Source organism: Stenotrophomonas sp. YJH_SMC_127 (assembly GCF_059372445.1).
In genome coordinates, this window is sequence record NZ_JCAFVO010000001.1 from 437,646 (window position 1) to 457,877 (window position 20,232).

Consider the following 20,232-nt stretch of genomic DNA (forward strand, 5'->3'; position numbering starts at 1 on the left):
CGCCGGAGCTGACGTCCCGGCGCGACCTCCCGCTCAGAACCCGGTGCTGTAGCGCAGCGCCGCCTGGCGCGCGCCCTCGCCACCTACGCGCTGGTCGAAGCCCAGGCTCAGGCGGCCATTGCGGCCCCACCACGACTCCAGCGCCACGCCGAACAGCGCACTGCCACGCGGTGCGTCCCATCCCGCCAGGGGTGCCCAGGCATCGACACCAACGAAGCTGGCCTGCCAGTCCGCATCGGCACCGTCGAGCCGTTGCTGCCACTCGGCGTGCCCGCGCAGCGTCCAGCGCCCCCAGCCGCGCTCGCCGCGGATACCGGCCAGCATCTGGCTGCGCTGCACGCGGTTGGCGTCGCCACGCAGGCCGAAGCCGAAACCACCCAGCTCATTGAAGGCATCGGTATCCACGCGCGTGGTGCTGGCACCCAGATACGGTGTCAACGACGCGCCCGCGCGGCCAAAACGATAGCCGCCTTCGACGCTGGCACTGCTGAAGCGTCCGCCGTAACGTGCGGAAACACCATAGGCACCGGCGCCCAGCAGCAACTGGCGATCCAGCGCACGGGTGAACTGGCCGCTGCCGACCTGCGCCAGCGCATAGCCCCGGCCCAGGTTCCAACCGGCGTACAACTGTGCCTGCGCCTGGCGATCACGCCTACGATCGCCGCCGAAGCTGCTGCCACCATTGCTGCGGGTCTCGCCAAAGGCCACGCCCATCAGCCCATTGCTGCCCAGCGGCAGGTCCTGGCCGGCCATCCAGCCACGGCTGTCGGCGGCATTGCCGGCAAAACTGCCCTGCCCGGCCTCACCGAGCGCGCTCTGCCAGGCCCCGCGCAGGCGCGGCGCCGCCCGCACGCGATCGAAGCGCTCGGCGATCGCACGGCGCGACATGTCGATGCTGTCGAAGGTGGCCGACTCGGCCCGCGCATGCGCCTGCCCGGACAGGCTCTGCAGGCTGGCTGCCAGGCCCTCGCTGCCACCGCCGGTCCACTGCAGCGCACCGGCCGCCGTGCCGAAGGCCGAGCCCTGCAGCGCAGGACTGCCATCGAGTGCGCTGAACGCACCTTCCAGTCGTTGCGCCGCGGACTGCGCCGAGGCCGCGAGCCCGGTCGCCGCCGCCGTCACGCTCACCTGGGTCAGGTTCAACCAGGCAGTGTTGCTGTCATAGCCATAGCTGCTCTGCAGCAGCGACAGGCCCTGCAGGCCGCTGGAGGAGGCCGGGCTGCTGAAGGTGCCGCTCAGGCCACCGGCCGCATGGACCAGGTCCTGGCGGCTGCCGTTCTGCGGCACGTAGCCGGAGACGAAGCCATGCACGCGCACGCCACCATTGATCGAGGCCGTGCCGGTCACCTGCAGCGCATTGGCACCGAGCGCGATCATCAACTGGCCACCCGCCTGCTGCGTGTAGTTGCCCTCGATGGTGCCGGTGGTGCTGCCGGTGGTCAGGAACACGCTGCTGCCGTTGACCACGTTGCCGATCACGCGCGGCGTGCCGCCATTGAACTGCAGGCCGGTCGAATCCGGGTCGGGCTGGCCGAGGATGGTCACGTTGGAACGGATGACACCGCCGTTCTGCAGCGACAGGATGCCGCGTTCGATGCGGGTGGCGCCGCTGTAGCTGTTGTTGCCTGCGAGCACCAGGGTGCCCCCGCCCTGCTTGACCAGGCCGCCGCTGCCGACGATGTCGTTGCTCCACAGCGAGCCGCTCGATGGCGCATCGACATTGGCCACTACATCACCCCAGTCGAAGCGGCCCGGGCCCTTGATCGCCCGCGAGATGTCGAGCAGGCCGTAGCCGAACACCGCATCCACGCCGGGCGCGCCGATGTCCTTGGCCGTGCCCAGCAGGGTCTGCCGCACCAGGTTGTTGTCGAAGTACGGGTAGCGCTGCCAGACCAGCGCGGCGGCGCCGGAGATCAACGGGGCGGCGAAGGACGTCCCGTAGTTCCAGTAGTAGGTGCTGCCATTGGCATCGGGATAGACCGCGCTGCCCGGCGCCGCCAGGCAATAGCGCGCCGCCTGCCCGCAGGCATTGGCGTAGCTGGCCAGCGTGCCCGGTGCATAGGGATCCACTGCGGTCGCCACCAGCCAACCGCGCTCCAGGTCGGCCGCCGGCAGCGAGCCGGCAACGCCCAGCTGGCTGGGCAGGGCGGCCAGGCTGCTCGGTTCGGTGCGCGCATCGTTGCCGGCCGCGAACACCACCAGGCCGCCATGGTTGATGACGAACGGACGGTACTCGGCCGCCACCTGCGCGGTGGTCGGCAGGTCGGTCCAGTACAGGCCGCCCCACGAGTTGTTCATCACCTTCACGTTGTAGCTGATCAGGTCCTGGTGGACCTGCGCCACGCCCAGCGGACCGCTGAAGGAATTGCCCTTGCCGCTGCCGTCATCGACCGGCGGCTTGTCGGCGATGATCCGCGCCGAAACGATCTGCGCACCGGGGGCGATGCCGCCCGGCCAGGATCCCACCGGCGCGCCGGCGGCCAGGCTGGCTACCGCCGTGCCGTGGCCCACCACGTCGTCCACCAGCAGGTTGTTGCGCGCCGGATCGATGTAGTTGAGGTTGCCCACCACCCGCCCGTTCAATGCCGCTGCGTTGCGCTGCACGCCCGAGTCGACGATGCCGATGCGCACGCCCTGCCCGGTCAGGCCGACGGCCTGTGCGGCACGCGCATTGGTCACTGACAGGTGCGCGTCGAAGGCCGGTTCCTGCGGCTTGGCCGGAGGCGGTGCCGTCGGAGGGGGCGTCGTTGGGGGTGTGGGGGTGGTCGGAGGGGGATCGATGCGGACATTGCCGCCGCCTCCGCCGCCGCCACATGCCGTCATTGCCATCGCCAGCGCCGTTGCCAGCGCGGACCTAACCATCATCGTGCGTTCCATCGATTCCTTCCCATGAACGTTGACCTGCCTACATCCCGGCAGGCGTGCGGTGCCGCCCAGCGGCGGCCCTCCCCGACCCTCTATACTTGGGCCGACCCCCACGCAGTCTGCCGGGAAACCGGGGCGCTTCCAACGTCCGCGGTCTCCTTTCCGAACATTGCTTACGCATCAACGAGATTGCCATGTCCAACATCGTCATCGCCGCCGCCAAGCGCACCGCCATCGGCTCCTTCCTCGGCCAGTTCAACGGCGTGCCGACCCCCACCCTCGGCGCGGCCGCCATCGCTGCCGCCCTGGAACAGTCGGGCGTACCGGCCAGCGACGTCTCCGAGGTCCTCATGGGCTGCGTGCTGCCGGCCAACCTCGGCCAGGCGCCCGCCCGCCAGGCGGCGATCGCCGCCGGCATTCCGCTGTCGACCGGCGCCACCACCCTCAACAAGGTGTGCGGCTCGGGCATGAAGACCATCATGCTCGGCCATGACCTGATCAAGGCCGGTTCGGCCAGCATCGTGGTCGCCGGTGGCATGGAATCGATGTCCAACGCCCCGCACCTGCTGCCGAACTCGCGTACCGGCAACCGCTTCGGCAACTTCCAGGCGGTCGACCACATGGCCCACGACGGCCTGGTCAACGCCTATGACGGCAAGGCCATGGGCGAATTCGCCGAATGCGCCGTGGACAAGTACCAGTTCAGCCGCGAGGAGCAGGACGCCTACGCGATCGAATCGGTCAAGCGCGCGCAGGCCGCACAGGCCAACGGTGCGTTCGCCGACGAGATCGTCGCGGTGAAGGTAGCCACCCGCAAGGGTGACGTCGAGGTCGCCACCGACGAGCAGCCGGGGCGCTCGGATATCGCCAAGATCCCGACCCTGCGTCCGGCCTTCAAGAAGGACGGCAGCGTCACCGCCGCCAGTTCCTCCAGCATCTCCGACGGCGCCGCCGCGGTGGTCCTGCTGACCGAGGAAGACGCGGCCGCCCGTGGCATCACTCCGCTGGCCCGCATCGTCGGCCACGCCACCCATTCGCAGGAACCGGAGTGGTTCACCACCGCCCCGATCGGCGCGATCCACACGCTGCTGGCCAAGACCGGCTGGTCGCTGGACCAGATCGACCTGTTCGAGATCAACGAGGCCTTTGCCGTGGTGGCAATGGCGCCGATGCGTGAGCTGGGCATCCCGCACGACAAGCTGAACGTGAATGGCGGTGCCTGCGCGCTGGGTCATCCCATCGGTGCCTCCGGTGCACGCCTGGTGGTGACCCTGGTCAACGCCCTGCGCACGCGCGGTGGCAAGCGCGGCATTGCCACCCTGTGCATCGGTGGCGGCGAAGCAACGGCAATCGCCATCGAATTGATTTAAAAAGATTTAACGATGATTTCGCAAAAATGAATGCGGGATCGCTTGACACCCAATCTTGGCTTGTCATCATGTTGTCGGCGCGCAGCATGCGCGTTGCCTAATTCTAACGACGAGGATTTACACAATGAGCATCAACAAGCTGCTGGTCGCGATGTCCCTGGCTCTGGCCCTGGCCGCCTGCTCGAAGCAGGAAGCTGCCCAGGACGCCGCTGCTTCGGCCAACGAAGCCGCCACCGAAGCCCAGGCTGCTGCCGACCAGGCCGCCGCTGCCGGCGCCCAGACCGCCGACGCTGCCCAGCAGGCTGCCAACACCGCCGCCACCGCTGCTGACGCTGCGACCGACGCTGCTGCCAACACCGCTGCTGCCGCGACCGACGCTGCTGCTGGCGAAGCCAAGGACGCTGCCAAGGCTGCCGAAGCTACCGCTGAGCAGGCCAAGGACGCTGCTGAAGAAGCCAAGAAGTAATAACTTCTTTCTTCACGCTGTTCCGGAAAAGCCGCTGGTTCGCCAGCGGCTTTTTCTTTGCGCCACTGCGACCTCGCGGCGCGGGCATCGCGACCCCGCCTTCACAACGGCATGAATAGGCTGGCGTCCCCATCCATTGCAGTACCGGAGACCGCCATGAAGATTCGCCCGATCACCACCACCCTGCTGGCCGCCTCCCTGCTGCTGGCCCTGGCCGCCTGCAAGGGCCCGGAAGCCGAACAGGCCAAGCAGGACGCGCAGCAGGCCGCTGACAGCGCCGGCGCGGCTGCCCGCGATGCCGTCGACAAGGCGGCAGAAGCTACCCGTGACGCCGCCGACAAGACCGCTGCAGCCTCCGAGCAGGCCGCCGCCGATACCCAGCAGGCGCTGGACAAGGCTGCAGACGCCACCGCCAACGCTGCCGACAAGGCCAAGGACGCCGCAACCGACGCCGCCGCACACGCCAGCGACGCGACCGCCAACGCCGCACAGAAGGTGGCCGACAAGGCCCGCGATGTCGCCAATGACGCGAAGGCGAACGCCGCCAAGGAAGAAGCCAAGCACTGAGGCGTACCGGCAGCCAGGCATGGGCCCGGCGCTATAGGAAAAGCCGCGGCACTGCCGCGGCTTTTCTGCTTTTCGCTTCGCGTTTTTTCCGTTGATTCCGTGGTGGGCGCTCCTACGGCAGCGCGCGCACCAGCATCGCCGACAGATCCACGCCCGTCGGCAGGGTCCCGAACACCAGCCCATGCTCCGCTTGCAGCCGGCTGCGCACGAACGCCTCTGCCATCGGACTTTGCGCACGCAACAGCAGCGCGGCCTGCAACAACAGCACTGTGCGCTCGCAGAACAGCCGCGCCTGCGACTCATCCGGTGGCGGTGCTGCTGCCCACCGCTGCAAAGCCGCTGCGTAGCGCGCATCACGATCGGCCACCGCCGCCAGTTCAGCGCGCAGCGCCGCCAGCGCCTCCGGTTCGCGCGCCAGCGCGCGCAGCACGTCCAGACACTGGATGTTGCCGCTTCCTTCCCAGATCGAATTCAACGGTGCCTGCCGGTACAGCCGCGGCAGCATCGATTCCTCCACATAGCCCGCGCCGCCCAGGCATTCCTGTGCTTCATTGACGAAGGCCGGCGCGCGCTTGCACAACCAGTACTTGCCCAGCGCCGTCCCCACACGCGCCAACGCGGCTTCGTTGGCATCCACGCCGGCCCGGTCCACCGCACGCGCGATGCGCATCGACAGCACTGTGGCCGCTTCCGACTCCAGTGCCAGGTCGGCCAGCACATTGGTCATCAACGGGTGCTCGACCAGCAGCTTGCCGAACGTGCGGCGATGACGTGCGTGATGCAGCGCCTGCGCCAGCGCCATGCGCATTTCCGCCGCCGCGCCCAGCATGCAGTCCAGGCGGGTCATCATCACCATGCCGATGATGGTGGCCACGCCCCGCCCCTCCTCGCCCACGCGCCACGCCTGTGCCCCGCAGAACTCGACTTCGCTGGAGGCATTGGCCCAATCGCCAAGCTTGTCCTTCAAGCGCATCAACCGGAATGCGTTGCGGTCGCCGTCGGCCAGCCGGCGTGGCATCAGCAGGCAGGTCAGTCCTCCCGGCGCCTGCGCCAGCACCAGGAAGCCATCGCACATCGGTGCGGAAAAGAACCACTTGTGACCGACCAGGCGATAGCGCTCGCCATCGATCGGTTCAGCGCGCGTGCTGTTGGCACGCACATCCGAGCCTCCCTGCTTCTCGGTCATGCCCATGCCCAGCGTGATGCCGGCCTTGTCCGCCACCGGTACATCGCGCGGGTCATAGACCGGCGCTGCGGCCTTGCGCGCCCACTCGGCCAGGTGCGGCTGCGTGTGCAGCACTGCAACTGCCGCATGGGTCATCGTCAACGGGCAACTGGTGCCAGCCTCGGCCTGGTGGTGCAGGTAGCTCAACACCGCGCGCGCGACATGCCCGCCCGGTTGCGGCTCGTGCCAGGACAACCCGGCGACCCCGTGCGATTTCGCTGTGCCCATCAACTGGTGATAGGCCGGATGGAACTCCACCGTATCGATGCGATGGCCCTGCGCATCATGCGTGCGCAGGCGCGGCCGATCGCGGTTGGCATCGAAGCCGAGCCGGTACAGTTCGTCACCCGCCAGCGCGCCATAGACCGCCAGCCGCGGCGCAAAGCCGCCAGCGCCTTCGCGCTGCACCGCCTCCATCAGCGCCACGTCATCGGTCCACAACTGGCGCCCCGCGAACGACGGCGGCTGGTTCAGCACCACATGGGTTTCGTAGGGCGCATTGCTGCTGAAGCTGGGTCCACTCATCCGGTCCGTCCTGGCGGCAAGAGATCTGCGGTTCGATTGTGCCGCATCGCCTGCCAAGCCCGTGTTCAGGCCGATTCTCACCCTGTGCACGAGCGGCCGGCCACAGTGACCGCATGGCAGTCAATAACGATCTGGTGGTCCTGCGCCCCGAAGGGCTGTACTGCGCCGCCGGTGATTTCCACATCGATCCCTGGCGACCGGTCCCGCGCGCGGTCATCACCCATGGCCACGGCGATCACGCACGCCCGGGCATGGGCGAATACCACTGCAGCGACGGCAGCCTGCCGATCCTGCGCTGGCGCCTGGGCGATGTGCCGGTGCAGGCGCATGCCGAGGGCGTGCCGTTCCGCCTGGGCCGGGTGCAGGTATCGCTGCATCCCGCCGGCCATGTACTGGGATCTTCGCAGGTGCGCATCGACGACGGGCAGCAGGTCTGGGTGGCGTCCGGCGACTACAAGCGCCAGCCTGATCCAACCTGTGCGCCGTTCGAAGTGGTGCCCTGCGATACCTTCATCACCGAGGCCACCTTTGCCCTGCCGATCTATCGTTGGCCGGACACGCCCACCGTCGCTGCGGAGATCGTGGCGTGGCGCCGCGAATGCGAACAGCGCGGCGAAGCTGCCATCCTGCTGTGCTATGCACTGGGCAAGGCGCAACGGGTACTGGCCGAACTGCTGCCGCTGGACGATCGCCCGGCGTGGCTGCACGGTGCCATCGCCAATGGTGTGGAGGTGTATCGGCAGGCCAACGTGCCAATGCTGGAGACGCTGGCGGTGGCCGAGCAGGGTCGCCAGCCGGATGCCGCCGGCCAGTTGATCCTCGCCCCGCCCTCGGCCGCCGGCACACCGTGGATGCGCCGCTTCGGCCGCTACCAGCTGGGCTTCGCCTCGGGCTGGATGCAGCTGCGCGGCAACCGGCGTCGCCGCAACGTCGATCGTGGCTTCGTCATTTCCGATCACGCCGATTGGCCCGCACTGCTGCAGACCATCGAACAGACCGGCGCGCAGCGGGTGATCGCCACCCATGGCAATACCGATGCGTTGATTCCCTTCCTGCGCGAGCGCGGCGTAGCGGCTGAAGCCTTCCGTACCGATTTCGGGAGCGAGGAATGAAGGCCTTCGCGGCGCTCTACCAGCGCCTGGACCGCAGCACCGCCACGCTGGACAAGCGTGCGGCATTGATCGATTACTTCCGCCAGGCAGGCGCGCACGATGCGGCGTGGGCGCTGTACCTGCTCAGCGGTGGCAAGGTGGGCGGCGCACGCCGCAAGATCGCCGCCAGTGGCGAACTGCGCGCCTGGATTGCCGAAGAATCCGGCTTGCCGCCATGGCTGGTGGAAGACAGCTATGCGCAGGTCGGTGACCTGGCCGAAACGTTGACCCTGCTGCTGGATGATCCATCCCAGCCGGCCGCCGACCGTGCGTTGGCGGATTGGATCGAACAGCATCTGCTGGCGGTGGCCAACCAGCCCGAAGCGGTACGCCGTGCGGCGGTCGTCGCGGGCTGGCAGCAGCTGTGCAGCAGCGAACGCCTGGTGTTCAACAAGCTGCTGACCGGCGCCCTGCGCGTTGGCGTCTCGCAGCGGCTGGTGCAGCAGGCACTGGCGGAGTGGTCCGGGCTGGACATCGCGCGCATCGCCCAGCGCATGCTTGGCGAGTGGGTGCCCTCGCCCGCACTGCTGGGCCAGCTGCTGTCGCCGGATGAGCTGCCACTGGACCGGCAGCAACCCTACCCGTTCTTCCTCGCCTCGCCACTGGAAGGCGATCCTGCCGAACGCCTCGGCCCCATCGAAGATTGGCTGCTGGAATGGAAGTGGGATGGCATCCGCCTGCAGCTGCTGCGCCGGCGCGGCGAGGTCGCATTGTGGTCACGCGGCGAAGAGCGGCTGGATGGTCGCTTCCCCGAAATCGAACAGGCGGCGATGGCGCTTCCCGATGGCTGCGTGCTGGACGGAGAGCTGCTGGCGTGGGACGAAGCCACCGACCTGCCGCGTGCATTCACCGCGCTGCAGACCCGCATCCAGCGCCGCAAGCCCGGTGCGGCTACCCTGCGCAACACGCCGGTGCGCGTGCTCGCCTATGACCTGCTGGAACACGATGGCGCGGACCTGCGTGAGTTGCCGTTGCGGGAACGGCGTGCACGGCTTGCCGACGTCGTCGGTGCCCTGGGTGATGCACGGATCCAGCTCTCACCCGACGTTGCCGCCGAAGACTGGCCGCAGGCGGCGGCGATGCGCGATGTGGCACGCGAACGTGGCGTGGAAGGGCTGATGCTGAAACGTCGTGCCTCGCCCTACCAGGCCGGGCGACGCCGCGGTGACTGGTGGAAATGGAAGGTCGATCCGCTCACCATCGATGCAGTGCTCCTGTACGCGCAGGCCGGCCATGGGCGGCGCAGCACGTTGTACACCGACTACACCTTCGGCGTCTGGGACGGCGACACGCTGGTACCGGTGGCCAAGGCCTATTCGGGCCTGGATGACAAGGAGATCCTCGCGCTTGATCGCTGGATCCGCGCCAATACCCGCGAGCGCTTTGGCCCGGTGCGCAGCGTACGCCCCGAACACGTCTTCGAACTGGGCTTCGAGGCGGTCAACCGCAGCAGCCGGCACAAGTCCGGTATCGCCGTACGCTTTCCACGCATCCTGCGCTGGCGCCACGACAAGCCAGCCAGCGAGGCCGATCAGCTGGCTACCCTGCAGGCGCTGGCGCGATGAACCGCAGCCAGGCACTACGCCGGCTGGAAGACTGGTTCGCGTCGAAAGGCTGGCGCTCGTTGCCGTTCCAGCGCGCGATGTGGCGGCACTATCTCGCCGGCGGATCCGGGTTGCTGCACACGCCCACAGGCAGCGGCAAGACACTGGCGATGTTCGGGGGACCGCTGCTGCAGGCCATGATCGACCCACCGCCTTCGCCCCGCCGCGCCGGTGCGGTACGCCCGCTGCAGGTGCTGTGGGTGACGCCCTTGCGCGCGTTGGCCAGCGACACCGCGCGTGCGCTGCAGGCCGTGGTCGATGGGTTGCAGCTTGGATGGCGTGTCGGCCTGCGCAGCGGTGACGCCAGCAACCGCGAGCGACGACAGGCACGCGAGGGCCGCATCGACGTACTGGTCACGACGCCGGAATCGCTGGCGCTGCTGTTGAGCTATCCGGATACGCTGCTGCGCATGCGCCAGCTGCGCTGCGTGGTGGTGGACGAATGGCACGAACTGCTGGGCAACAAGCGCGGCGTCCTGCTGCAGTTGAATCTGGCCGTGCTGCGCGATGCCGCGCCTGCATTGCAGCTGTGGGGGCTGTCGGCCACGCTGGGCAATCTGGATGAGGCGCGCGACGTGCTGCTGCCCGGACAGCCCGACGCGCCGATCGTGCAGGGCGTGCGCCCGCGTGCGACCACGGTGCGCAGCCTGCTGCCCGAACCCGGTGAACGCTTTCCCTGGGCCGGGCACCTGGGCCTGGCCCAACTGCCGCGGGTGCTGGACGCATTGATGCAGGCACGCAGCAGCCTGCTCTTCACCAACACCCGTGCACAGGCAGAACTGTGGCATCAGGCGCTGGCGTCGGTTTGGCCCGAGGAACACGACACGCTTGCGCTGCACCACGGTTCGCTGGATCCGGCGCTGCGCCAGCAGGTGGAGGACGGGCTGCGTGCAGGAACGCTGCGCTGCGTGGTCGCCACCTCCAGCCTCGACCTCGGCGTGGACTTTCCCGAGGTCGAACAGGTACTGCAGCTGGGCAGCCCGAAGGGCGTCGCCCGCCTGCGCCAGCGCGCCGGACGTGCGCGCCATCGTCCCGGTGCCAGTGGCGCGATCCTCTGCGTGCCGAGCCATGCGCTGGAACTGGCCGAGTACGCAGCCGTGCGTCGCGCACTGGCCGAAGGCGTGGTCGAAGCACGCAGGCCACCGATGCTGTCGCTGGACGTTCTGGCCCAGCATGCGGTCAGCCGTGCCCTGGCCGGTGGCTTCCACGGTGATGCGCTGCTGGCGCAGGTTCGGCGCACCCATGCGTTCGCATCCCTGGCCGAGGACCAGTGGCAGGCCGTGCTGACTTTCATCGTGCAGGGGGGCCAGGCCCTGGCCCAGTACCCTGACTTCCACAAGGTCGTGCAGGACGCCGATGGCCGCTACCGGATGCACGACCGGCGCCAGGCACTACGCCACCGGCTGTCGATCGGCACCATCAGCAGCGATGGCAGCGTGCGCGTGCAGTTCCTGCGCGGGGCCGGCCTCGGCGCCGTGGAGGAACAGTTCGCCAGCCGCCTGCGCCGCGGAGACCGCTTCCAGTTCGCCGGGCGCCTGCTGGAGCTGGTGCAGCTGCGCGACATGACCGCCTTCGTGCGGCTGGCACGAGGGCGCGGTGAAGGTGTCGTGCCCCGCTGGCAGGGAGGCCAGCTGCCGCTGTCGATGGCACTCGGCGGCGAACTGGAGTCGGTGCTGTCAGGCGCCGACGACAGTGCGGAAGCGCGCTGGCTGGCACCGCTGCTGGCACTTCAGCAGCAGGTGTCGGCGCTTCCCGGCCCGGACCACGTGCTGCTGGAGGACGTACGCCGCCGCGAAGGCCAGTTCCTCTTCGTCTATCCCTTCGCCGGACGCCACGTGCACGAGGCGCTGGCCGCCCTGTTGGCACTGCGCTGCACCCGCCAGCAACGCAACAGCATCGGCTATGCCGTGAATGATCACGGCCTGGTGCTGGCACCGGCGCAGGCGATCGACCTGGACGCGGCGCAATGGCATGCGTTGTTCACCACCGATCAGCTGCTGGACGATCTGCGTGCGGCGGTGAACCTGGGCGAGCTTGCGCGGCGCCAGTTCCGTGGCATTGCGCGCGTCGCAGGCCTGCTGGTACCCAGCCTGCCGGGGGGCATGCCGCGATCGCTGCGCCAGCTGCAGGCCTCGGCGGGCCTGCTGTATGACGTATTGCGCGAGCATGACCCCGAGCACCTGCTGCTGGCGCTGGCCGAACGCGAAGTGCTGCATGACAGCCTTGACCTGCCGGGGCTACGCCAGGTGCTGGTCCGGATCGGCGCGCGACGCATGTCGATGCAGCGCCCTGCATCGCTGACGCCCCTGGGCTTTCCACTGTGGGCCGAACGCCTGCGCGGACAGTTCAGCAACGAGGACTGGCGTACCCGCGTGCAACGCGCGGCCCAGCAGCTGGAACGTCGCCATGGCCGATGAGATACCGCTGCTGCTTGCCGGCGAACCGGTGACCCTGGCGGGCGCACGCGCACTCTACTGGCCGGCGCGGCAGGCGCTGCTGATCGCGGACCTGCACCTGGGCAAGGCCGATGTGTTCCGCCGCGCCGGCATCGCGCTGCCCAGCGGCGGAACCGGCGAAGACCTGCAACGCCTGCAGGGTCTGCTGGACAGGCATGCCTGCCGCGAGCTGTGGATCCTGGGCGACATCCTGCATGGGCCGGCGCATCGCGCCGCCTGGTACCAGCAATGGCTCGGCTGGCGCGAACGCAACACCGCACTGGACGTGCATGTCCTGCGCGGAAATCATGACCGGCAGCTACCGCATGCCCAGCTGCAGGTGCAGATCCACGAGGAGGTGCGGCTGGCGCCGTTCCTGCTGCGCCATGAACCGTGCGCAGACCCGGCGTGGCACGTGGTCGCAGGCCACCTGCATCCGCAGGTCGCACTGCCCGCATTGCGCCGGCGCTTCCCGGCCTTCTGGCTGCGCGAGCGGATGACGGTCCTGCCGGCCTTTTCCGCGTTCACCGCCGGAATCGTGCCTGCTCCCGCCAGCGGCGAACAGATGATCGCCTGCGTGGAAAACGGCCTGGTGGAACTGCCAGTGGCTTGAATCAGGCCGGACGAATGTCCAGCTGCGGCATCAACTGGAACTCAGGCGTGTCAACTTCACGTCGCCGCGGCAAGGCCTGGATTGCCGCCAGCATCTCCTGTGCGCAGGCGCGGATGCGTCCGTGGTGCTCCGGCGATGCATGACTGATCAAGCTGCCCACATGGAATTCGAACACGTCCTCCAGTACGTCGGGCTGGTCCTCGTGCAGCATCTGCAACAGTCCGCGCAGCTTGCAGATTTCCGATTCCAGCTCCTCGACCGCGAACCACATGGCGTCCTCCTCTTCAACAACAGGCGGCACGTCCGGGCCGCGACAGGCCGCAACGGCAGCGCCGCCCGGGCCACGCGCGATGTCAATCACGGAAAGGAAAACGGGCGACGCGCAATCGCGTGCAACCTACTTCTCGCATATACACGGTGAGGCAACCGTTAATTCGCGTGACAGCGCGCTTCACGCATTCGCAGTGATCGCGCTGATGCCAGGCATCTGCGCCCCTGCAGCCAACGCGTCGACAAATGCAGGATCCAGCGCAAGCGAACCGAACCAGCCATGCTGCGTACCGCTGAGCACGCGCAGCATGTGGCCACGCCCACCCGGCAGGCGCCCCATCGGCCCGAGCAGCACGTCGCGCGCCTTTGCCCAGGCATCGCGATCAGACTGGAACAGCGGCGTCAGCCAACGGCTCCAGCGCTGGTAGACCGCAACGTGCGCCCTGCGCTGCGCCTGGTAGGCCTGCAATGCAGCGCCTCCCCCGCCATGTGCGCGCACGGCATCGCGCAATGCCAGCGCATCGAGCAGCGCCATGTTCACGCCCTGCCCCAGCTGCGGGCTCATCGCATGTGCGGCATCGCCGGCCAGCACCATGCGGCCGCAATGCCAGCGCGTCATCACGGCGTCACGGTAGACCGCGCGCGCCAGCTGGCCGGCATCATGCAGATGCGCAAAGCGCGCGCTGGCCTGCGGCCACAGCGCGTGCAGCTCGTCCAGCCAGGGCGTCATGCCATCGGCCTGCCAACGTTCGAAGTCGGCGCGTGGCAGGCTCCAGAAGAAGCTCAGGCGCGGCGTGTCATCACCGGGCCGCGTACCGACCGGCAGCAGCCCGATCATCTTGCGCGCGGCCACGTAGCGCTGCCGCAGCTCCTGCAGGTGCGGCCAGTCCTCGGCCGGCAGCAGGCACCACAGTGCGCCCCAGGGATACACGCGGTCCAGCCCGGTGCCGCCTTCGATCGTGCCGCGCAGCGTCGAAGCCGCACCATCGGCGGCCACCACCAGGTCGAACGGCCCATGCATGCGGCCCTCACTGTCATGCAGGCGGCCCTGTGCGGCATCCACTGCGGCAATGGTGACACCGGCATGCAGCTGGCCCGCACCCGCACGCGCCCCGTCCAGCAGCGAGAACAGCGCCCCACGCTGCATGCCGAGGCCGTGCAGGCGCGCATCCAGGCCGTCATAGCGCATGTCCATCACCGTGCGCTCGCACGGCGTATCGCCATACAGACGGTGCACCGGCGCCGCATGCGCGCGCACGGCATCAAGCAGGCCCATCTGCCACAGCACCTGCAGGCCGCTGGGCTGCAGCAGGAAGCCGGCGCCAACCGGTCCCGGCGAGGGCACGCGTTCGAAGATCTCCACCTCGTGGCCATCACGAGAGAACAGGATGGACAATGCCTGTCCAGCGGTGCCGTAGCCGATCACGGCGATGCGCAGTCGTTCCTTCATCGGCGCATTGTGCCCGAGCGCAAATCCGGATGGCCACCTGGAACCCTGTCCACAGCGCCGCAATGCCCGTCGCGACGCAAAAAAAACCCCGCCGAAGCGGGGTTTTCAACGCACTGTCGAGTGGATCACTCGGCCGGCGTGATGTTCGAAGCCTGGGCACCCTTCGGGCCCTGGGTCACGTCATAGGTGACACGCTGGCCTTCCTGCAGGCTGCGGAAGCCCTTGGAGTTGATGGCGGAGAAGTGCGCGAACACGTCGGCGCTGCCATCCTCCGGCGAGATGAAGCCAAATCCCTTGGCGTCGTTGAACCACTTGACGGTACCGTTCGGCATGGTGATGCGAGACCTTATGCAATGAATGGGTGGTGTACGCTGAACCCGCGCACAAGCTGAGTATGCAAAGCTTGCTCGGGGAAGACAATCACCCCCGCGCCAATTCGCCCACCAGTTCCGGAAGTCCGTTGCTGGCCGCCTGCACGTTCGCCAGTACTTCGGCCATCGTAATCTCCTCGCCATCACCGCAGCCGGCGGCCCAGTTGGCGATGATTGCCAGGCAGGCGTAATCCAGCCCCAGCTCGCGTGCCAGCGCGGCCTCCGGCATGCCGGTCATGCCTACCAGGTCGCAGCCGTCACGGCGCATGCGGGCGATCTCGGCGATGGTCTCCAGGCGCGGGCCCTGCGTCGCGCCGTAGCAGCCACCGTCATGGACCGTGACGCCGGTCACTTTCGCTGCCGCCAGGATCTTGCTGCGCAGCATCGGCGTATAGGGGTGGCCGAAATCGACGTGGACCACGTCGGTGCCTTCTTCTTCACAGATCGTGCTGATGCGGCCCCAGGTGTAGTCGATGATCTGGTCCGGGCAGGCCAGCACGCGCGGACCGAAGTCTTCGGTGATGCCACCCACCGTGTTCAATGCCAGCACGCGCTGCGCGCCCAGCTGCTGCAGCGCGGCCAGGTTGGCGCGGTAGTTGATCTTGTGCGGCGGCAGTGAGTGCCCCTCGCCATGCCGCGCCAGGAACGCCACGCGATGACCGAGCAGCGTGCCCACGCGCACCGGGCCGGACGGGCGGCCAAAGCGGGTGTCGACCTCGTGGATCTGCACGTCGTCGAGCTTGGCCAGGTTGTAGACACCGGTACCGCCAATCACGGCCAGGGCGATCTGTTGCATTCAAAGCACTCCATGGAAAGACGAACGCCGGCACCCGAGGATGCCGGCGGTGGAAGAAGACGCGCCGCAGGCAGCTGCGCCGTTACTCCTTCATTGCGTAGATCGCCGGCACGCAGCGCAGGGTCTCGTTGACGTCCATGCCGAAGCCGAACACGTAGCGGTCCGGCAGCTCGATGCCGGCGTAGTCGGCGGTCACGTCCGGCAGTGCGCGGTCGTGCTTCTTCACGGTCATCGCGGCGATGCGCACGTCGGTCGCGCCCTGCTCCAGGCACCAGGTGCGGACGCCCTGCAGGGTGTAGCCCTCGTCGAGGATGTCGTCGATCAGCAGCACGCGGCGGCCGAACAGCGAGGTGGCCGGCTTGTGCTTCCAGACCAGGTCTCCGCCGGTGGTTTCACCGCGGTAGCGGGTCGCGTGCAGGTAATCGAACTGCACGTCCTGGCCGCGCGCGCCCAGTTCCAGCGCCAGCTGGCCGGCGAACGGCAGCGCACCATGCATGATGGACAGGAACAGCGGCACCTCGCCCTTGTAATCGCGCGCGATGGCGTCGGCGATACCAGCGATGGCCTTGTCGATGGTGGGGCGGTCGACCAGCAGGTCAGCCTGGGCCAGGGCCTGGGAAATGGTGAGGTTGGGCATCAGACGGTTCTTCCAAGGGTTTCAAGCAGACGGGATTGGGTGTCGCCATGGCGGGCGTCGGCCAGCAGGCCGTCCCAGCCGAGCGCGCCGCGGCCAAGCAGGCCCAGCAGCGCAGCAGTATTGAGGGAGCGTCCCTGCACCGCGTGCAGGGCTTCATCGACCAGTTCCGGGTGGCAGACCAGCACTACGTCGCAGCCCGCATCCAGATGCGCGTGCACGCGTGCCGGCACGCCACCGGCGCTGTGCGAGGCGGCCATGCCGATGTCATCGGAGAACACCACGCCACGGAAGCCGAGCTCGCCACGCAGGATGTCCTGGATCCAGCGCGGGGAATAGCCGGCCGGCTCCGGCGCCACCTGCGGATAGATCACGTGCGCCATCATCACCGCATCGGCACCGGCGGCGATGCCGGCCTGGAACGGCACCAGGTCCTGGGCGCGCAGTTCGTCCAGCGCGCGCGGATCGATCGCGGTATCGACGTGGGTGTCTTCCAGCACGGTGCCGTGGCCGGGGAAATGCTTGAGCGTGGCGGCCATGCCGACCGCATGCATGCCGCGCACATAGGCGGCGGTGAACGCGGCCACCACCTGCGGGTCTTCACTGAAGGCACGGTTGCCGATGGCGCGGTTGCCGCGGCCAAGGTCGACCACCGGCGCGAAACTCAGGTCGAGGCCGCTGGCACGTACTTCGCTGGCCATCAGCCAGGCATGCTGCTCGGCCAGGGCCAGCGCCTGCTGCGGGTCGGCGGCGTACAGCGCGCCGATGTCCTGCAGCGGCGGCAGCGCGCTGTAGCCCTCGCGGAAACGCTGCACACGGCCGCCTTCCTGGTCCACGCAGATCAGCTGCGGGCGCGGGGCGGCGGCACGGATCGCCGCACTCAGATCGGTCACCTGCTGGCGCGAGGCGAAGTTGCGCTTGAACAGCACCACCCCGGCCACGGCGTCGTGCTGCAGCCAGTCACGTTCCTGGGCGGTCAGTTCGGTGCCGGCAACGCCGATCAGCAGCATGGTCGATCTCCACAACGCGCGCCCGCATGGCGCAGTGCCGCATTGTCGCAGAACCGGCCGACAGGCGCAGGGGTCAGACGAAGGGGAGTGTGGGGTCAGAGCCCCTGCGGGGACCTGACCCCGGGGTCGGATCCCCGCAGGGGCTCTGACCCCGATCTGCTCAGACCTTGCAGCCGTCCGGGCCGCAGGCCTCGTCGCCGTCAGCCGAAGCTGCCGGGGCGCCCTGTTCGGCTGCGATCTGGCGAAGGGCGTTGGCGAAGGCCTCTGGCGGCTGGGCCCCGGAAATGGCCCACTTCCCATCGATGACGAAAGTCGGCACCGAGGAAATGCCCAGTGCATGGGCCTGCGCCAGCCTGGCTTCGACCTCGGCCAGGCCGCGGTCGGAGCCCAGCATCTGCGCGATTTCAGCACCGTCCAGGCCGCCAGCCACGCCGGCCTTCACCAGCACTGCAGTATCGGCCAGATTCTGGCCATGCTCGAAGTGGGCACGGAAAAGTGCTTCGCCGACCGCATCCTGCACGCCGTGCTGGCCGGCCAGCCACAACACCCGATGCGCCGGCAGCGTGGTCACCCGCACCTGGCCCTGGCTGAAATCCATCGGCAGGCCCTCGGCCCGCGCGGTGGTCTGGGTCTGGCCGAGGATCTGCTCGGTGCGCTCGACGCCACCGAACTTGCGCACATAGGCCTCGCGCAGCGGCACCGGGGTGGCGTCCGCGTCCGGGTCCAGCTGGAACGGCTGCCAGTGGATATCGAGTTCAGGCGCATTGGCGCCGAGCAACTGCACACCCTGCTGGAAGCGATGCTTGCCGATCCAGCACCAGGGGCAGACCACGTCGGAGTAGATGTCGATTCTCATCCCCACCACATGGGGCCCGCCTCCCTCGAAAAAAGGGGACGGAGGGGATTAAGTCGTTTCCAGCACAGCTGGGGTAAAGACGACTTAATCCCCTCCGTCCCCTTTTCTTGGGGGGCTTCACCACTGTGAATAGGGGTGACTGGCCAGTGCGACGTTGTAGTAGCGCGCGTCGTCGGTGACTTCGGCACCCACCCAGTCCGGCAGTTCGATCGCCTGGTCGGCGCTGTCCAGCTCGACTTCGGCCACGACCAGGCCGGCGTTGTCGCCGAGGAACTCGTCCACCTCCCAGGTCAGGCCGGCGTGTTCGACCAGGTGGCGGCGCTTGTCGATCAGGCCACCGACGCACAGCGCCAACAGGGCGCGCGCATCCTCCACCGGGATCGGGTAGTCGAACTCCTGGCGGGTATGGCCGATGGTGCGCGACTTCAGGTTCAGCGCGGCGTGGTCGCCTTCGATGCGCACGCGCACCGAGGCGTTCTGGGTGCCGCGGTCGAGCGCGCCCATGTCGTTGATGTAGCCCTGCGCCATCGGGATCACCCGATGCGCGGCGGTGCGCCAGCCATCACTGCTGACGAGGAATTTGCGTTCGATTTCGATGCCCATCGCGCCATTATGCGCGATGGGTGATGACAACCTGTCAGCGCTTCTCGAACACCGCGATGCTTTCCACGTGCGCGGTATGCGGGAACATGTCCATGGCACCGGCGCTGACCAGGGTGAAGCCCTGTTCGTTGACCAGATAGCCGGCATCGCGCGCCAGCGAGCCCGGGTGGCAGCTGACGTAGACAATGCGCTTGAACTGCTTCAGCGGCAGCTGCTGCAGCACTTCGATCGCACCCGAGCGCGGCGGGTCCAGCAGCAGCTTGTCAAAGCCCTGGCGCATCCACGGGGTGCTGCGCTGGTCCTGGGTCAGGTCGGCGCTGAAGAACTGCGCGTTGGCCAGGCCGTTGCGCTCGGCGTTCTCACGCGCACGCGCCACCAGGCCGGCATCGCCTTCCACGCCAACCACCTCGCGCACGCGGCGCGCCAGCGGCAGGGTGAAGTTGCCCAGGCCACAGAACAGGTCCAGTACACGCTCGTCCTCACCCGGTTCCAGCAGGTCCAGGGCGTGGGCGATCATCTTCTCGTTGAGCTTGGCATTGACCTGGATGAAGTCCAGCGGGCGGAACGCCAGCTCGACATCCCACGGCGCCAGACGGAACGACAGCGGCACATCCTGCCCGTCCAGCGGCCGCACGGTATCCACGCCGCCGGACTGCAGGTAGATCACGAAGCCATGCTGCTGGCCGAAAGCCGCCCAGGCCGCGCGGTCGGCATCGCTGAGCGGCTGCAGATGGCGAACGGTCAGGACCACGGCCTGGTCACCGGCGATGAATTCGATCTGCGGGATGTCACGCTTGCCATCGAGTGACTCGATGAAGGTGGACAGCGCCTCGACCTTGGTGCCGATCTCGGGGATCACGGTCAGGCACTGGCTGAGGTCGGCAACGAAGCGCGGATCCTGTTCACGGAAGCCGACCAGGGTCTTGTCCTTCTTTTCGACCCGGCGCACCGAGAAACGGCCCTTGCGGCGATAGCCCCAGCTCTCACCGACCAGCGGCGCCAGCACGGTGCCCGGCTTCACATGGCCGATCCGCTCCAGGTTGTCCATCAGCACGCGCTGCTTGGCCACGATCTGCTGGTCTTCGTCCAGGTGCTGCAGCACGCAGCCGGCGCAGGTGCCGAAATGCGGGCACTTGGGGGTCACCCGCTGCGGCGAGGCCTGCAGCACCTCCAGGGTGCGCGCCTCGTCGAAATGGCGGCTGCGGGCAGTCTGTTCAGCCATCACCACCTCGCCGGGCAGCGCGCCGCTGACGAAGGTGACCTTGCCGCCCTCGCCTTCACGGCGGGCGACACCGCGACCATCATGGCTGAGGTCGAGGATCTCGGTCTGGAATGGGGTACGGTCAGTGCGGGAACGGGATCGGGCCACGTGGCAACAGGCTGCGGGCAAAAATGGGGGCGTATTGTCGCAGATCCTGACC

18 protein-coding genes are annotated in these 20,232 nt (G+C 68.2%); 7 read left to right on the forward strand and 11 right to left on the reverse strand.

Annotated features, from left to right (window positions below; all coding sequences use genetic code 11):
* Nucleotides 1–33: 33 nt before the first annotated feature.
* Nucleotides 34–2,877 carry a S8 family serine peptidase gene (locus AC5QAB_RS02035; RefSeq protein ID WP_495233125.1) on the reverse strand — a complete coding sequence of 948 codons (2,844 nt, stop codon included), beginning with the start codon at nucleotides 2,875–2,877 and terminating at the stop codon, nucleotides 34–36.
* A gap of 182 nt (nucleotides 2,878–3,059) precedes the next feature.
* On the opposite strand from AC5QAB_RS02035, the gene AC5QAB_RS02040 reads away from it, so the two are divergent.
* From AC5QAB_RS02040 to AC5QAB_RS02050, 3 genes are all read left to right on the forward strand, one after another.
* Nucleotides 3,060–4,235, forward strand: a complete 1,176-nt coding sequence (locus AC5QAB_RS02040; RefSeq protein ID WP_014647981.1) for a thiolase family protein — start codon at nucleotides 3,060–3,062, stop codon at nucleotides 4,233–4,235.
* Between the two features lie 124 nt (nucleotides 4,236–4,359).
* Nucleotides 4,360–4,701, forward strand: coding sequence for a hypothetical protein (locus AC5QAB_RS02045; RefSeq protein ID WP_005418203.1), 342 nt, complete (start codon nucleotides 4,360–4,362; stop codon nucleotides 4,699–4,701).
* Nucleotides 4,702–4,857: 156 nt separating this feature from the next.
* On the forward strand, nucleotides 4,858–5,268 hold the full coding sequence (locus AC5QAB_RS02050) for a hypothetical protein (protein ID WP_014647982.1): 411 nt from the start codon (nucleotides 4,858–4,860) through the stop codon (nucleotides 5,266–5,268).
* 112 nt (nucleotides 5,269–5,380) lie between these two features.
* Here AC5QAB_RS02050 and AC5QAB_RS02055 read toward each other — a convergent pair whose 3' ends face one another.
* Nucleotides 5,381–7,018: an acyl-CoA dehydrogenase family protein gene (locus AC5QAB_RS02055; protein ID WP_046431928.1), complete on the reverse strand. Its 1,638-nt coding sequence runs from the start codon at nucleotides 7,016–7,018 to the stop codon at nucleotides 5,381–5,383.
* A 113-nt stretch (nucleotides 7,019–7,131) separates the two neighbouring features.
* Here AC5QAB_RS02055 and AC5QAB_RS02060 point away from each other — a divergent pair, with 113 nt between their 5' ends.
* From AC5QAB_RS02060 to pdeM, 4 genes are read left to right on the forward strand one after another with little or no spacing between them, the layout of a single operon-like run.
* The gene (locus AC5QAB_RS02060) at nucleotides 7,132–8,130 is read left to right on the forward strand and encodes a ligase-associated DNA damage response exonuclease (protein ID WP_134967322.1); all 999 of its coding nucleotides are present in this window, start codon (nucleotides 7,132–7,134) and stop codon (nucleotides 8,128–8,130) included.
* Complete coding sequence (locus tag AC5QAB_RS02065; protein ID WP_046431931.1) at nucleotides 8,127–9,734, forward strand: ATP-dependent DNA ligase; 1,608 nt, start codon at nucleotides 8,127–8,129, stop codon at nucleotides 9,732–9,734. The genes AC5QAB_RS02060 and AC5QAB_RS02065 overlap by 4 nt, the downstream gene beginning before the upstream one ends.
* A complete protein-coding gene (locus AC5QAB_RS02070; RefSeq protein WP_053495780.1) occupies nucleotides 9,731–12,190 on the forward strand; it encodes a ligase-associated DNA damage response DEXH box helicase in 2,460 nt (819 codons plus the stop codon). Before AC5QAB_RS02065 ends, AC5QAB_RS02070 begins: the two co-directional genes overlap by 4 nt.
* On the forward strand, nucleotides 12,180–12,821 hold the full coding sequence (pdeM, locus tag AC5QAB_RS02075; protein ID WP_032959004.1) for a ligase-associated DNA damage response endonuclease PdeM: 642 nt from the start codon (nucleotides 12,180–12,182) through the stop codon (nucleotides 12,819–12,821). The genes AC5QAB_RS02070 and pdeM overlap by 11 nt, the downstream gene beginning before the upstream one ends.
* Nucleotide 12,822: 1 nt before the next feature.
* Here pdeM and AC5QAB_RS02080 read toward each other — a convergent pair whose 3' ends face one another.
* The 9 genes from AC5QAB_RS02080 to rlmD form a co-directional block, all read right to left on the reverse strand.
* On the reverse strand, nucleotides 12,823–13,092 hold the full coding sequence (locus AC5QAB_RS02080) for a hypothetical protein (protein WP_014647988.1): 270 nt from the start codon (nucleotides 13,090–13,092) through the stop codon (nucleotides 12,823–12,825).
* A gap of 180 nt (nucleotides 13,093–13,272) precedes the next feature.
* On the reverse strand, nucleotides 13,273–14,541 hold the full coding sequence (locus AC5QAB_RS02085) for an FAD-dependent monooxygenase (RefSeq protein ID WP_197561880.1): 1,269 nt from the start codon (nucleotides 14,539–14,541) through the stop codon (nucleotides 13,273–13,275).
* 125 nt (nucleotides 14,542–14,666) lie between these two features.
* On the reverse strand, nucleotides 14,667–14,873 hold the full coding sequence (locus AC5QAB_RS02090; protein ID WP_005410590.1) for a cold-shock protein: 207 nt from the start codon (nucleotides 14,871–14,873) through the stop codon (nucleotides 14,667–14,669).
* Nucleotides 14,874–14,961: 88 nt separating this feature from the next.
* Entirely contained in the window at nucleotides 14,962–15,708 is a 747-nt protein-coding gene (locus AC5QAB_RS02095; protein WP_100450444.1) for an S-methyl-5'-thioinosine phosphorylase, read from the reverse strand.
* 82 nt (nucleotides 15,709–15,790) lie between these two features.
* A complete protein-coding gene (locus AC5QAB_RS02100) occupies nucleotides 15,791–16,345 on the reverse strand; it encodes a hypoxanthine-guanine phosphoribosyltransferase (RefSeq protein ID WP_014038078.1) in 555 nt (184 codons plus the stop codon).
* Nucleotides 16,345–17,352, reverse strand: a complete 1,008-nt coding sequence (gene nagZ / locus AC5QAB_RS02105) for a beta-N-acetylhexosaminidase (protein WP_014647990.1) — start codon at nucleotides 17,350–17,352, stop codon at nucleotides 16,345–16,347. Before nagZ ends, AC5QAB_RS02100 begins: the two co-directional genes overlap by 1 nt.
* Before the next feature lie 160 nt (nucleotides 17,353–17,512).
* Nucleotides 17,513–18,208, reverse strand: a complete 696-nt coding sequence (locus AC5QAB_RS02110) for a DsbA family oxidoreductase (protein WP_014647991.1) — start codon at nucleotides 18,206–18,208, stop codon at nucleotides 17,513–17,515.
* A 117-nt stretch (nucleotides 18,209–18,325) separates the two neighbouring features.
* On the reverse strand, nucleotides 18,326–18,811 hold the full coding sequence (locus AC5QAB_RS02115) for a CYTH domain-containing protein (protein ID WP_100450446.1): 486 nt from the start codon (nucleotides 18,809–18,811) through the stop codon (nucleotides 18,326–18,328).
* A gap of 34 nt (nucleotides 18,812–18,845) precedes the next feature.
* Entirely contained in the window at nucleotides 18,846–20,180 is a 1,335-nt protein-coding gene (gene rlmD / locus AC5QAB_RS02120) for a 23S rRNA (uracil(1939)-C(5))-methyltransferase RlmD (RefSeq protein WP_053495771.1), read from the reverse strand.
* Between the last annotated feature and the right edge of the window lie 52 nt (nucleotides 20,181–20,232).

Bases quoted from the DNA above. Each gene is read 5' to 3' on its own strand.
- AC5QAB_RS02035 (WP_495233125.1), bottom strand. From the start codon at position 2,877: ATGGAACGCACGATGATGGTTAGGTCCGCGCTGGCAACGGCGCTGGCG.
- AC5QAB_RS02040 (WP_014647981.1), top strand. From the start codon at position 3,060: ATGTCCAACATCGTCATCGCCGCCGCCAAGCGCACCGCCATCGGCTCC.
- AC5QAB_RS02045 (WP_005418203.1), top strand. From the start codon at position 4,360: ATGAGCATCAACAAGCTGCTGGTCGCGATGTCCCTGGCTCTGGCCCTG.
- AC5QAB_RS02050 (WP_014647982.1), top strand. From the start codon at position 4,858: ATGAAGATTCGCCCGATCACCACCACCCTGCTGGCCGCCTCCCTGCTG.
- AC5QAB_RS02055 (WP_046431928.1), bottom strand. From the start codon at position 7,018: ATGAGTGGACCCAGCTTCAGCAGCAATGCGCCCTACGAAACCCATGTG.
- AC5QAB_RS02060 (WP_134967322.1), top strand. From the start codon at position 7,132: ATGGCAGTCAATAACGATCTGGTGGTCCTGCGCCCCGAAGGGCTGTAC.
- AC5QAB_RS02065 (WP_046431931.1), top strand. From the start codon at position 8,127: ATGAAGGCCTTCGCGGCGCTCTACCAGCGCCTGGACCGCAGCACCGCC.
- AC5QAB_RS02070 (WP_053495780.1), top strand. From the start codon at position 9,731: ATGAACCGCAGCCAGGCACTACGCCGGCTGGAAGACTGGTTCGCGTCG.
- pdeM (WP_032959004.1), top strand. From the start codon at position 12,180: ATGGCCGATGAGATACCGCTGCTGCTTGCCGGCGAACCGGTGACCCTG.
- AC5QAB_RS02080 (WP_014647988.1), bottom strand. From the start codon at position 13,092: ATGTGGTTCGCGGTCGAGGAGCTGGAATCGGAAATCTGCAAGCTGCGC.
- AC5QAB_RS02085 (WP_197561880.1), bottom strand. From the start codon at position 14,541: ATGAAGGAACGACTGCGCATCGCCGTGATCGGCTACGGCACCGCTGGA.
- AC5QAB_RS02090 (WP_005410590.1), bottom strand. From the start codon at position 14,873: ATGCCGAACGGTACCGTCAAGTGGTTCAACGACGCCAAGGGATTTGGC.
- AC5QAB_RS02095 (WP_100450444.1), bottom strand. From the start codon at position 15,708: ATGCAACAGATCGCCCTGGCCGTGATTGGCGGTACCGGTGTCTACAAC.
- AC5QAB_RS02100 (WP_014038078.1), bottom strand. From the start codon at position 16,345: ATGCCCAACCTCACCATTTCCCAGGCCCTGGCCCAGGCTGACCTGCTG.
- nagZ (WP_014647990.1), bottom strand. From the start codon at position 17,352: ATGCTGCTGATCGGCGTTGCCGGCACCGAACTGACCGCCCAGGAACGT.
- AC5QAB_RS02110 (WP_014647991.1), bottom strand. From the start codon at position 18,208: ATGAGAATCGACATCTACTCCGACGTGGTCTGCCCCTGGTGCTGGATC.
- AC5QAB_RS02115 (WP_100450446.1), bottom strand. From the start codon at position 18,811: ATGGGCATCGAAATCGAACGCAAATTCCTCGTCAGCAGTGATGGCTGG.